Consider the following 13,656-nt stretch of genomic DNA (forward strand, 5'->3'; position numbering starts at 1 on the left):
ATGACGACGATCTGGATTGACGACGGAGTGGCCGTGGTGGGTGTGGACGGCGATCGCCTGGATGCTGCCGCAACGCCTGCGTTCAAGCAGGCGCTGGACAGCGGGCTTAGCACCGACGTCCGGGCAGTCATTCTCGACGCGAGCGGCCTGGCCTTCGTCGATTCGACCGGCCTCGGGGCAATCGTCGGCGTGATGAAGCGGCTGCCGGAAGGCGCAACGCTGGTCATCGCCGGTGCGCAGGCACCGCTCAAACGCCTGCTCCAGATCACCAGCCTCGACCGATTGTTCAGGCAGTTCGACAGCGTCGAAGAAGCGCGGGCGGCTCTTGGCAATTGAAGCGCGACTAAGCGTCGACGCGACGTTCGAGCAGGTGCGCGAGATTGCGGCGTTCGTGCGGCGGGCGGCGGAAGCTGCGGGGTTAGCGCCCGCTGCCGTCGACGATCTGGAAATAGCCGCGGTCGAAGCCGCGAATAACATCGTTTTCCACGGCTATTCAGGCAGCGCGGGGTCGATCGAGGTTTCGGCCGGTACCGGCCCCCAGGGCTTCTGCGTCGAGCTGGTCGATGATGCGCCAGGCTTCGCCGAACACACTTTCGATGCGCCGGCCTCGACATCGTCCGTGGCCGAAAGCGGCCGCGGGGTGGCGATCCTTCGGGCGTGCACCGATGCGCTGGAATACAGCCGCATCGGCACCCGCAATCACCTGCGGTTGATCAAGGCTGGATGACGCGGCAGCTCTGCGCCTTCAACGAGGCGCAGGCGTCGCGTGCCGCTTCTGCATTTTGAAAATGGGCAACGACCGTCGGACCCGCGCCTGCGGCCAGTGCAGTGCTCTGTTCCTGGCCCCACGCATCCGGATCCCGGCTCTCCGCCCACAGGATGAAGGCCGAGGCCGCAAGCAGGCCGGCGATGAAGATCAGGTGGCTTCGGCCCCTGACGATGTTCTGGCGGACGCTCATGCTTTTGTCTCCGGCTTCCAGAATGCGGCGCGTATCATCAGCAACATGGCTGCCACGTTATTGAGACCCCACAAGCTGTTCGCGAGCACGCCTTCGGGCGTGTAGGCCTCGACATCGCGCAACAGCTGGACCATGCCGAAGCCTATCGCGACCAGGGTCAGTGCGGCGATCGCAACCTGCGGCCAGACGATGTGCAGGAAATTGCCCTCCTGCCGCTCCTTTGGCGTGACGTGGAACTTGATCGGCTTGTTGCGGATCACTGCCCACAACGCTTGCAGCGACAGCGGAAATGAGGCGAGATAGCTGACCTTGCTCTTGTAGCCGCTATATCCCCAGAAACCGAACAGCATCGCCAGTTCGACCATGATCAGGAACGGAACCAGGCGGATGAAGAAGTCAGCCGTATATGCCGACACCGGCGCAATGGCAGTGAACAGGTAGATCGCGGGCGCGATCAGGAACATCAGGTTCCACAGCGCGCCCAGGTACGACCAGAAAGTGTTGAGATACATGAGCCGCTGCGGCAGCGAGAGGCCGCGCGCGGTGATCGGATTGTCGTGGATCAGGATGTCGAGGCTGCCCCCTGCATATTTGAACCGTTGGATGGTCCAGGTGAGCAGGTCCTGCGGCGATAGCATGCGCGACTCCGCAAAAGGATGCATCACGCTCTTCCAGCGGCGGCTGCGGTCCTGTTGCAGGACGATCGACGTGTAGATGTCTTCGGAAACGTGGAACTTGTACGGCGTCAGCTCCTCCTCGCGTGCCGCCTCCCACAGGCGAAGCGCCGCGACGTTCGGGTCCCGCGCGCGCCTGCGGATCCGCTCAAGCAGCGACCTCTTTTCCGCGGATGCGCGGCGGATCGCATCGCCATAGGCACGAAGCGCGACGTACATGACGGCTTCGCGCCGGTGGATCGACGCGGCGCCGCAACAGAAGGCCGCGTTGGCCCGGTTCCGCCGCCTCAGGATCACCTCGTAGAAGATCGACGCATCATTGTTGAACGGATCGGCGCCCACGCGAATCTCACCGAATATTGTCTCGATCGCGCGGCCGGCGGCGCGCCCTGCCGCGCCCGCGCTGCGGCCCCAGCGCTCGCTCAGCCGCTCTCCCGGCGGTAGGTCATAGAACCATTGCGGCGTCTGGACGAATGCGACGTCCGGGTCGCGGAAATAGCCAAGCACGTTTTCGAGCATGGGCGGCAGCAGTCGGGTGTCGGCATCGCAGATGACGATGAAATCGCCGTCCGTCTGCTCCATCGCATTACGTAGGTTGCCGGCCTTGTAGCCGAGATTGTTGTCCCGGCTGATGTAATTGGCGCCCTCCCGTTCGGCGATCTCCCGCATCGACGCCCGGCGGCCGTCGTCGAGGACGTGGACCTTCACCACCACGCCGGCCGGTACGCGCACGTTCAGCGCGTCGCGGATCGACAGGCGCACAAGGTCCTCTTCCTCATTGTAGGTCGTGATGAATACGTCGACGCTAACCGCACGGTCGGGTTCGGGCGCTGACGGGTCGCAGTCGCCGATCCGCGCAGGTGGAGGCTGCTGCGCGGGATCGTCGATACCCCACATATTATAGAAGAAGAGGAGTAGGCCCAGGTACGCGCAGGTCTCGCCAAGTGCCATCGGGATCGAGAACCACAAGGCGTCGGGATTGAGCGAACTCGTCCAGCGCCAGACGATGTACCAGGCACCCAGTATAGCGGCGATGGTCGCGAAGAACTGCCACAGGCCCATGACAAGGGCGCCGGGCGTAATCGGCGGACCGGGTAACCGGCTCTCGAAACTGGAAAAGTAAAAGGACGGCGTGGCCATTCGGCTAGATCGAAGCTCCTACTCTCTGATCGTGCGAGAGGCTGGGACGTAAGTGCGCAACGGCCAACAGCCGTTAAGGCTTCAACCGCTCAGCGGCAACCTTCACTAGCGAGACGTCCAGTTCCCCCCACCTCGCCTGTCGCGCGGCGGCGCCATCGCCACTCGCCTTTTCGACATTGCCGGCTACCACCCAAACGGGTGAAGAGTCCCTGTTCCGCGCCGTCCCGCAGATACCGTAAGAGTGACTCCGCGCCTCATTTGACGGGCAGCTGCCACGGCTTTCTAGTGGGCAAAGTCAATTATCTCGCCCAGTCGAAAACGCAGTTCGCCCACTCGGCCATCATGATCGCCGTTGCGCTGAAGCGCCGCTTTGGGTCGAAAGCAGACCTAAGCGGCGAGTGTCGTGAGTGGTGGGAAGCGGAAGGGTGCTAGGCTGCGATCAAACGGGCTTTGGTGAGCACAGGCGGAACCTCGTCCGGCCTTATTGCGCGTCCGAAGAGATGCCCTTGGCCAAGCACACATCCTTGCTCACGCAACAGCTGCCTTTGCCTGGCGGACTCAACCCCCTCGGCGACGACCTCTATCTTGAGTCTCGCGCCAAGGTCGATGACTGCTGCGACGATCGCAGCAATCTCGGGGTCATCCTCTAAGCGGGCAACGAACGATTGGTCGATCTTGAGAACGTCGACGGGGAAGTCGCGAAGGTGCGACAGTGATGAGTACCCTGTGCCGAAGTCGTCAAGAGCGACTCGAACGCCAGCACGGTTCAAGGTCGCCAGTGCGCGGCTCACGTGGTTGGACGTGCGGTCGTAGAAAACGTGTTCCGTTACCTCAAGCTCAAGGAGGTCTGGGGGAACACCGTATTCCTGCACTTTGAATAGGAGCCGTTCAGCGAAATCATCCCTGAGGAACTCTGCCGGAGCCGCGTTCACTGCGACAACACCGAATTGCAGACCTTGCCTCAGCCAAGCGCGCATGTCGGCAAGAACGCGTCGGTGCATGAGGTCGCCGATCTTCGTGGCCAATTCATAGTCTTTGAAGGCCTCTGCAACTGTCTCAGGCATTTGCATACCGCGCGTGGGATGGTGCCAACGAAGGAGGGCTTCAAAACCGCGCACCTCACCCGTCCCTAAATGCACCTTCTGCTGGTAGTACGGCTCGACGGAATTCTCGGACACCGCGATACGCGCTTGTGTTAGCTGCGTCGCGACTTTCTGGGCCTCTTCGCGCAAGTGCTGGTGGAACATTTTCGTTCCTCCGCGACCTCGCTCTTTCAGGGCATAGAGCGCCGTATCCGCATTATTGAACAACTCGTTTGCGTTCTGAGCATCGTCCGGAAAGATCGCTCCGCCGATGCTAGCGCCCACGCTCATCATTCTGCCGTTGAATGTCATTGGCTGCTTTACGCGCTGGAGAACCGACTCTCCTGTTTCTAATAACGTGTGTTCGGTGATTTGGCCCTCGAGGATGACCGCAAACTCATCACCGCCTAAGCGGGCGACGAAATCAGTTGACCGGATGCTCTCCTTAAGACGGGCTCCGAAAGCTTCTAGCAGTTTGTCCCCAGCCGCATGGCCGAGACTATCGTTGACGTATTTAAAGTGGTCGAGGTCGATAAGGAGAAGGCCCACTGACGTTCCTGCCTCCATCGACCGGATCGTCGCAGCCTGCAGCCGCGATTGGAACGCCCGGCGGTTCGGCAGCGACGTCAGGGCGTCGTGCTCGCTTGCCCATTTGAGCTGCTCGGCAGCCTCCCGCTCACGTGTGATGTCGCGTGAGATAGCGAGGATACGTTGAACAACGCCGCAGTCGTTGGAGATTGGCGAGACCACGACATCCCACCACTTCCCCTCACCGCAGAGGATCGGGCAGTACCCAGAAAAGCGCACGACGTTTCCGAGCCGGGCTGCATCCAGCGCAGCTTCAACCACCTCCCTGCTTTCGCCGGGCCAAAGCTCCGGCCAGCGCCTTCCCAGCCAATCATCCATGACCTCAATCCCGATCGCCTTCTGGCCCGGGGGGTTCATGAGTTCGATGCGACCGTCGAGATCGATGACTTTGATACAGTCAGCACTTGCCTCGAGAATGCTGCGGTGGAGCTGCTCGCTGTCACGCAACGCTTGCTGCGCAACAACTCGGTCGTGAACGTCTGCGCAGGTTCCATACCAGCCCAGCAGTTGTCCATCCTTCAGATCAGGAAGTGCGCTGACCGAAACCCAACGATGGCTTCCGTCCGGTAAGACCACGCGAAATTCATTCTGGTATGGCTCGCATCTGCCCATTGCAGCGGACCACGCGGTAGCTACTTCCGCGACGTCGTCGGGATGTACGATCCGCAGCCAACCTTCACCGGCCAAGCTTGCAGGTTCTCCGCCATACAAGACTGACCACTGCTGACTAACGAAATTGAGCTTACCGTCAGGTCCTGCTGCCCAAGTGACTTGCGGGACCGAGTTCAATATTCGGTCGGTCCTCGCCTCGCTCTCCTGTAGCGCCTGCTCCGCAACGACGCGATCGTCGACATCGGTGCACGTGCCGTACCAGCGCACAATTCGACCATGTTCATCGCGCTCAGCCCATGCTCGCCCGAGCACCCATCTATACTGCCCCGATACATGGCGAAGGCGGTATTCAATCTCGTATGGTTCACCCGTTGCGAGGGAATGTTTCCATGCATCCCACGCCCGCTCTCGGTCATCAGGGTGGAACACTGTGTTCCAGGCGTCGCCGTCAGTTGCGCCGGCATCTACACCCGTGAACTCGTACCAGAGACCACTGAAGTAATCGTGATGACCGTCTGGACGTGTGGACCAAACCATCTGAGGAATGTGGTCCAACGTTTTCTGCAATCGCTGATGATTATCTTTAAGTGCCTGATCGGTAGCTTTCCGGTTATCAATATTTGAAAAGAAGACGCTGATCCCGCCTTCGCTTGGAGCGGCGTAGGCTTCATACCAAGAGTCTATCCCGGCAACGAAGCCTTCAACTCTACGTGGCTTTCGGTCAGCCATTACCTGCTGGTAAGTTGCCCAGAACGGCGTTTCCACCACCGATGGAAACACCTCCAGCACGTGACGGCCTAGGAGCTCGTCGGCAGGACCAAGTTCGCTGCTGGCTCGACTGTTTAGGTATGTGAAACGCCAGGCTTCATCAAACGTGATGACGCAGTCCGAAGTGCTTTCGAGAACAGCGGACAGGCGAGCTCGTAAACTGGACTCCGCTTCGTTCGCCGCCGCAGTCTCGGCCTTGAGACTATGTTCTAAGCTGATGTCAGTGATTATACCTTCGAGGAACAGAGGATCCCCAGTTTCACTGTACATTGCTTTGCCGCGATCGCGCACCCAGACCGTTTGGCCCGCTCGAGTTACGATGCGATACTCTAGACAAAAGATCCGTCGCTCCGCGACTGCCTTTTCAACGTCCGCTTCCAAGTGCTTGCGGTCTTCCGGCACGATCAGATCTGCCCAAGGACAACTCTCAAAGTGCTTTGGAGAATAGCCGGTAAGTTCAACGACGCCGTGGCTTAGGAAGGCCATCCGCCAGGGGCCATTTATTTCGCACCGGTAGAATGTCCCTGACAGAATCCGGAGCACACTCGAAAGCTCCGCATTGGCCTCCACCCGACACCTTTCGGTGAACGCTTTAGCAACGGTTAGTGATCGACGTAGCACCATTCAGCGACTGTGAACTGCGATGATTGACGCTCCCTAGAGAATGGGTCCGTTTCCGTTGCTTTTTACGTTTTGTCCGGTTTGGGTCGAAAGCAGACCCAAGCGGCCAATGTCGTGAATTGGTGGAAAGCCGACATTCCCCCCCCCCCGGATGATTACGCGAATGACTGAATTTCACCCGCTGACGGGAGCTCGATCGTAACCTCCGCACCACCGTGTGCAGCATTCGCAAGTGAGATGTTGCCCCCCAGCGATTCTACGATGGTCCGGCAGATCGATAATCCGATCCCGAGGCCTTCAGCTTTCGTCGATGTGAAGGGACCAAACGGATTTTGAAGGCGCTCATCGGCGAAGCCGGCACCGGTATCCGTCACAACGATGCAAACCTTATCTGAAGTTCTTGAGCCGCTTACGGTAACGCTAGCCCCTGGAGTGCCATTTGCGGCCTCGGCTGCATTTTTAAGAATATTCGTGAGTACCTGCTGCAACTCTACAGGGTCTGCCTGAACATGTAAGTTGGCTTCACAATGAGCTCGCATAGCAATGCCGTCGTCGAGCAGGTGCCGTGTCGCCGTTATCGCTTCGTCGATCTGCTGTTCAAGATGCAGAACTTGCAAAGTGCGAGGCCGGCGTTTCAATTGCTGACGAAGACGTTTTATCAAGTGGCCTGCATGAAGAACGGCTTCTTCAATTTTTTTTGAGACCTCACGAACCGCCGCGCGATCGAGATCTGAAGACCTGATCAAATGTTTCAAGACTGCGGTGAGGTTCGCGGCAGCCCCTAGTGGTTGATTGACCTCGTGAGCTAAGGTGGCAGCCATGCTGTCCATGGCCCTCACTCGCGCGAGATGTGTCAATTCGGCCTGCAGTTCATCAATGCGAGCCCTGGCTTGCACCTCGTCATCAATGTCCGTGCATGTGCCATACCATCTCACGATTTCGCCGTGCGATCCGCGCTGAGGACGTGCTCGGCCGAGCATCCATCTATAGCTTCCGTCGGCATGTCGCAGCCTGTATCGGATCTCGTAGTCGACGCCGGTCTCCAGTGAGTGTCGCCAAACAGCCCAGGCGCGCTCACTGTCGTCGGGATGAAACATGTCATTCCATCCGTCACCGTCGGTCGAGCCTAAGGCGGCGCCGGTGAACTCGTACCAACCTTGGCTATAGAAATCGTGATAACCGTCCGGTCTTGTGGACCAGACCATCTGGGGAATGAGATCTAACAGAGTTGTAAGCCGGCGGTTTTCGTCCCGCAGGTCTGTGTGGATCTGAACGTGCTGTGTCGTCTCCACAAGCGTAGAAAGGGCGCCCGCAACTTTGTTGCCGTCGAGTATTGGAATGCATTCGAGTCTGAAAAAGGCATCTTCTTCGGTTCCGCCCCGCTTCGTGCGCACATTTATGTTTTCGACTTTGACCGGGTCGCCGTCCAGAACCATGCGAACGACATGTTCGACGCGCGGCCACACATCCGGTCGGAATTGAGGGTATGGCTGACCAATCCCGTCGGGAAGCGACCACAGCAGGGCTGCTCGATAAGCGTCGTTGTAGAATGTTAGAAGCTTATCGCCCCACACGAGGTTCATTGGCTCGGTGCTTCTAAGAATGAAGCCTAAGGCCGTTTGAAGTGCTTGAGGCCAACTGCTAATCGGCCCCAGACTAGTTTCCTCCCACGCAACACCTGCGATCAAGTCTGATACGTCAGAAGCATACAGGAACGGCGGTAAAGCCGCGGACGGACGCACTACATCTGGCATTGGTGGCCCCCCGGCCGAAGACACTCAAGGCTAACGCGTTTTCTCGATTGATGCCATATCGCGTTAGTCCGCCACGAATGGCTCAGCTGCGTCCTAATCGGTCGTCATTCGGGCCGAAATTGATTTCCAATGTATACTTTGGTTGGATACCGGACGTGAGGGCCTTGGTTCATTTTGACGACGACACTCGATTGGAACATGCCACGCGAAACCTCTCGATCGCGGCGGTGCGCTGCACTTGCTGCGCCACCTGTGCTTCACTGATCTCGGGCATGAACTGAGCGCCCAAGTGATCACCATTCATCCAGACAATTCTCGCTCTTACGTCGGTTCCGCCACAGGTGAGCTGAACCGATGATCCGAGCCCGACTTTAAGCGACGAGCGTAACATCGCTCCGCCCTGACTGACGTTGAGAACCGTGACCGGGGCCCGGTACGCGCCGGCTGTAAGTATCGCGGGGACCAAGGTTTGGGACCGCAGCTTCGCACGCCGCTCGCTGTGTACCGGGATGCCAATCCCCATCAGTTCGCCCGCCGACTGACTGAGTCGACGGGAGTTCCAAATCGACGTGCCTGAGCCAGGTAGAAGTCGGCTAGTTCCATGTAAGCTAGTCGAATCTTGGGATGAGGCGCTTCAGAGGCCTTTGATAAAGCGTCTACCAAGCAAGCGGACCAGTTTGGCTGCTGCATTGCGGGACTCTCCCATACAACGGGTAACTCAACCTACTCGTTGTGAACCCAGCCATTGCCAGACGACAATCTCGGAAAATCCCGGTGGGAGCGCTACGGTATTCGCATCGCTAGAGTGCCCACGATCTGAATAGACGCGCGTCGAATACTCGCTGAGGAGCAGCGGTCCGGAAGAGCGAGGGCTGGCGGAACGGTGACCAATTTGGCCTTCAATTCAAAAGTGAATCAGCAACGTTGCAGTGGCCAATCAACTCCGGCGAACAGCTGCGATCAAACAGCTTCGACAAGAACATTAGTTGTGAATAACAGCGCCGCGCGAGCGGCGTTCCCTCGCGCACGCAAGCCAAGGTGCTAACCTGCGGTATCTTGAACAGAGTTATTGTTTTGCTGTACGCTCACTACGAAACTTTGGCTGCCTTATTGCCGAGTCGAGGTAACCATGCGCGAGATCGAAGAGATCTTGAAGCTTCAGGTTGAAGCCGCTCACTACTATGCACGGGCCGGGAAGGCTGTGGGTCCGACGGCTCGAGTAGCCGCCGTTCAGCTGGCAGAGTCGGCTCGACTCGAGGCAGAAGCGCACATTAGAACTAGCGATCGCTGCGGAGATAAATTCAGCGACGATCAGAAGGGTCAATCATAGTTCCTTCTTAGATCCGGCAGGCTGTTTTCGGGTTGCTTGAGAGGGCACAGGCTAACCAATGCTTGAGCGCTTTATGTACGTGAGCATCAGCCGGCTTAATGCGGGCCACGCTGACGAGGCGATGGGGGCGCTTGTTGAACAGGCGCGCTCTCGCAACGAGGCGTGCAGTGTCACCGGAGCGCTCATATTTTCCGGCAAGCTCTTCGCTCAATATCTTGAGGGTCCGGGCCATCAACTTGGATCCGTAATCCGAAGCATCATGGCCGACGATCGTCACTGCGACATTCGTATATTGAAGCAAGGAGACGCTCAACGTCGCATGTTCCCAGAGTGGAGGTTATCTTACTCTGGGCCCTCTCACTTTGTTGAGCGGCGGCTAACTCCGCTCTTCGATGAGCGGCTGGATAGCGGCGAGCAGGCAGAGGCGTGCTCAACGCTCTTGCATCTGATGATCAGCTTTGCGCGGTCCGCTGATTAGATTTTTCGGAGCAATCCGCACACATCCATTGCCATCTATTTTCCTGCGGCTAGCATGATCTCGTGTGCGGACGCAGGAGAACCTTTTGGCTGACGAACCAGGCGCTACGTTGAAGCGCGTGTACGTCGTAGACGACGACGAAACCTTTCGTACATCGTTGCTGATGTTGCTCGAAGCAAATGGTTTCGTTGCCTCAGGTTTTTCGTCGGCGTTGAATTTTCTTCGAGAATGCCAGAATCTTCCGCCAGGTGCCTTGCTGCTAGATGTGCGAATGCCGGAGGTGAGCGGTTTAGACCTTCTTGAGAGCCGCGATCCTTGCTTAGTGAACTTTGCAGTAATCATTGTGACTGGTCATGGTGATATCGAGACGGCGGTACGGTCGCTAAAGCGAGGCGCCGTGGACTTCATCGAAAAGCCATTTAGCGCGACCGATCTGATCAATATGCTGGACAGCAGCTACGAAGATCTGCTGAGCAGGGTAGAAGTCGTCCAACGGGCGAAGCAAGCTAGAGGGAAGTTGGATGTACTAAGCTCTCGTGAGCTTGAAGTACTGCAAGGATTGGTAGCAGGTGGATCTCACAAGACAATCGCTCGTCAACTAGGTATCAGTGACCGCACGGTAGAAATGTACCGCAACAACTTACTTCATAAACTTGGCGTTCGAACGACCATAGAAGCGGTTCGTGTCGCCACCATTGGCGATTTGAAACCGCTCCAGTTATGACGCGATAGGCTGTGTAGGTACCGGGGAATACCGGTAGTGAATATCCTGTCGCGATGACCCTGTATTTCAACACCGCCTTGACTGCCACATTGTACGTCCAGAGGAGGACGTACTTTGCTTCAACATGGCGCAGCGGAATGGCAGGTGGCGAGCGAAGCTCCCGCACATGTATTTACCGTAAGCGATTGCCCTTCGGTTCTCAGCCCTGTCGCGGTTGAGCGGATGTGGCAACGACGGCGTGCCCGAGCTCGGTTTTTCCCCGACCGCCTTTTTGCTGATCCCGCGTGGGACATGTTGCTGCACCTTTACGCCACCGAACTTTTTGGCGCACGCACAACTGTCTCGAATACCCTCGAAGCCGCCAGCGTGCCGCACGCCACGGCGCTGCGCCACCTTCAGGCGCTTATTAGAGAAGGCCTGTGTGATCGTAGACCCGATCTCACAGACGGTAGGCGGCACTTTGTGAATCTAACTGCCGGAGGCCGTAAAGCGATGGATAGCTATTTCGCGGCGGTTGGCGATCCATCTCGCAATCCGTTGCTCGTCTGATCTTCCGTTGGCGTTCTTAAGTTCCGCTCAGCGCGTGCGGTAGCAGCGGGTGCTGGGATGCAGTCCGGTTCTCAGTTCGGTGTGAGAGCCAAACGACCGCTCTCAGGTCAAGAGCTCTGCGCTGTCGCATGCCCCACTTATGACAGCGCAGACCTTCAAACTAACCGCTTAGCCTTCTTCGGCGACGGCCCTCGCGAAAAGAGCCTCGCGGCTCCGATCAACTCAATTCGCGAGCGGTAGCTCGATGCGGACCTGCGCTCCTCGGTCCGGCAGGTTATCTATCTTGAGCTTGCCGTCGTGCGCCTCAACGATAGTGCGGGCGATCGCCAGGCCGAGGCCGAGACCGCCTGTAGTGGAGGTGCCGATTTTGAGCGATGAGCGAATTACGGCTGGAGCGAAACCCGGCCCATTATCGCTGACCTTTATGACCGCACAATCGTTACTGCGTGCTACCGCTATCGTGACCCTGCCAGCCGGGTCTTCACCTAAAGCTTGCGAAGCATTCCGGACTAGGTTGAGGATCACCTCTTCCAACTGCGCGCGATCAGCTTTCACGACCAGCGGTTCTTTAGGGAATTGGCAACGGACACTTGGAATAAGATTGCCGCTTACCTTAGCTGTCTTCAGGGCGCTTCCTATCGCCTCCTTCAGCATAACATCTTGCCTACGAAGCGGGCGCCGACCGGCGAGTGCCATGATGCCTCTTATGATCTCGCCGGCACGCAGGACCTGTTCGTTAGCCCGGTCGACGACTTCGGCAACTCTGGTCCGCCTTAAACTTGTTTCGGCACTAAGCGCCTGCGCCGTCGCTAGGTAATTGCTTGCAGCACCGAGTGGCTGATTGAGTTCGTGTGCGATAGTAGAGGCAAGACTGCTCAGCGCCGTGGCCTGGCGCGCGTCTTCGAGTTCTTGCGCCAATTGAGTGGCCTGCGCCCTTATCGAGTGCTCGCGAGTGACGTCGTAGCCAACGCAAAAAATACGTATCACCTTGCCAAATCCGTCCCGCACGGGCTGGAAGCTGAAGTCGACGTAAGCTTCCACCTCGTGATCACTGCCTTCAGGACAAAGTGTCAGAGGCGCGGCACGGCGCAAAACAGCCTCTCCCGACCCCGCAAGCTGCAGCAGTTCGATGAAGCCCTGTGATACGACCTCGGGGAGCGCCTCACTTACAGTTTTGCCGACAAGATCGGAGCGGCCGACCAGACGCTCATAAGCTTCATTGACGTATTCGAAGCGAAGATCGGGAAAACTGCCGATGGCTATGAACACTGGCGCTTGGGAAAAAAGCTCCTGCAGCCGTTCATGGTCTCTGCGAGCAGTTCTGGATTCCCGCTGTTTAACCCGCAGTGCCGCCCAACCGACCACAAGTGCCAGGGTGACGAGGAGAATTGCCAGAGCTGCGAGCAGAACCGTAGCGCGTGCTGCTGATCGAGCACTCTCTCTGGCTAATGCTTCGCGCTTCGTACGCTCTGCTAATGCTCTGTTCTGGATGGATGCGAGCAAGGTTTCAGCTTGATCCAGAGGCGACTTGCTGACGCCGCTTTCCACAAGATCAATAGCATCGTGATGGCGACCTAAACGGGAAAGCTCCACTCCTTTGCCGAAGATCTGAAGGGCGGCGCGTGCCGCCCTCGTAAGCTGCCGAACATCTTCTATGTCCTGCGGCCGCTCGCGCGTGGCATCACGCAGCTTGCGCAAGTCGACTTGCGCCGCAGCAATGGCAGCGTCGTAAGCGTCGAGATATTGCGCATCGTTAGAGATGAGATAGCCGCGGAATCCGCGCTGCGCGTTTAGTAGGTCGACGCTGAGCTTTTGTGCTGAAACCAGCACGATGAACTCGTTTGTCTCAGCCTTTTCGGCAACCTGCGTTATTCTTGTGTAGGATACAGCTGTAAGCGCGAAGCTAGCTGCAGCTATCGTCGAGGCGACCGCAAGTAGTGCGGTAATTGGGGAGTAGAGCTTGCGCAACCTGGTCCTCAACTTGGCGGTATCAGACCGTCCGCTGTTGTGAAAAAGCCCGCTTGAGTGACCAATAGCCCTTCATTGACGCCGCGCGAACCGTTCACCGCGCGATTATCGCACTCGCGGAATTCGCCGGCAAGCATGTGGAGCGGATTATGTCGGCAACGGGCCGAGAGCAGACGTCAGCCGCCTAACATCCGGAAAGGGTGGAAAGCGGACATTAGCTCCTGTTGCGCTTCGACCCGTTCACCAACTTGCTTGTGAGCAATCCCATTGGAGCCGCGACGGCGAAGGTAAGCAGATGACTGCAAGCCAGCAAAGGCCTTCGCACTGAGGACATTGCCCAGTCTCCGCAGAAGGCCAGGAACGTCCGCGCATGCGTCGCATCGAAGTCGGCGCCGAACGGCCGGGCCGA

At 58.1% G+C, this 13,656-nt stretch carries 9 protein-coding genes; 3 read left to right on the plus strand and 6 right to left on the minus strand.

What is annotated here, in order from left to right; translation table 11 throughout:
• A complete protein-coding gene (locus VIL42_04085) occupies window positions 1-336 on the plus strand; it encodes an STAS domain-containing protein (protein ID HEY8592028.1) in 336 nt (111 codons plus the stop codon).
• The gene (locus VIL42_04090; protein HEY8592029.1) at window positions 326-727 is read left to right on the plus strand and encodes an ATP-binding protein; all 402 of its coding nucleotides are present in this window, start codon (window positions 326-328) and stop codon (window positions 725-727) included. The genes VIL42_04085 and VIL42_04090 overlap by 11 nt, the downstream gene beginning before the upstream one ends.
• On the opposite strand, the gene VIL42_04095 is transcribed toward VIL42_04090, so the two are convergent.
• From VIL42_04095 to VIL42_04115, 5 genes are all read right to left on the minus strand, one after another.
• On the minus strand, window positions 714-959 hold the full coding sequence (locus VIL42_04095; GenBank protein ID HEY8592030.1) for a hypothetical protein: 246 nt from the start codon (window positions 957-959) through the stop codon (window positions 714-716). The genes VIL42_04090 and VIL42_04095 overlap by 14 nt on opposite strands.
• Entirely contained in the window at window positions 956-2,695 is a 1,740-nt protein-coding gene (locus VIL42_04100) for a glycosyltransferase (protein ID HEY8592031.1), read from the minus strand. Before VIL42_04100 ends, VIL42_04095 begins: the two co-directional genes overlap by 4 nt.
• A 506-nt stretch (window positions 2,696-3,201) precedes the next feature.
• Complete coding sequence (locus VIL42_04105) at window positions 3,202-6,309, minus strand: EAL domain-containing protein (GenBank protein ID HEY8592032.1); 3,108 nt, start codon at window positions 6,307-6,309, stop codon at window positions 3,202-3,204.
• 290 nt (window positions 6,310-6,599) lie between these two features.
• Entirely contained in the window at window positions 6,600-8,027 is a 1,428-nt protein-coding gene (locus tag VIL42_04110; protein HEY8592033.1) for an ATP-binding protein, read from the minus strand.
• Window positions 8,028-9,535: 1,508 nt separating this feature from the next.
• Complete coding sequence (locus VIL42_04115) at window positions 9,536-9,805, minus strand: hypothetical protein (protein ID HEY8592034.1); 270 nt, start codon at window positions 9,803-9,805, stop codon at window positions 9,536-9,538.
• A gap of 286 nt (window positions 9,806-10,091) precedes the next feature.
• Between VIL42_04115 and VIL42_04120 the strand changes: the two genes are divergently transcribed.
• A complete protein-coding gene (locus VIL42_04120) occupies window positions 10,092-10,730 on the plus strand; it encodes a response regulator (protein ID HEY8592035.1) in 639 nt (212 codons plus the stop codon).
• Window positions 10,731-11,501: 771 nt separating this feature from the next.
• Here VIL42_04120 and VIL42_04125 read toward each other — a convergent pair.
• Window positions 11,502-13,247 carry an ATP-binding protein gene (locus tag VIL42_04125; protein ID HEY8592036.1) on the minus strand — a complete coding sequence of 582 codons (1,746 nt, stop codon included), beginning with the start codon at window positions 13,245-13,247 and terminating at the stop codon, window positions 11,502-11,504.
• Between the last annotated feature and the right edge of the window lie 409 nt (window positions 13,248-13,656).

Origin of the sequence: Sphingomicrobium sp. (assembly GCA_036563485.1) — a bacterium.
GTDB lineage: Bacteria > Pseudomonadota > Alphaproteobacteria > Sphingomonadales > Sphingomonadaceae > Sphingomicrobium.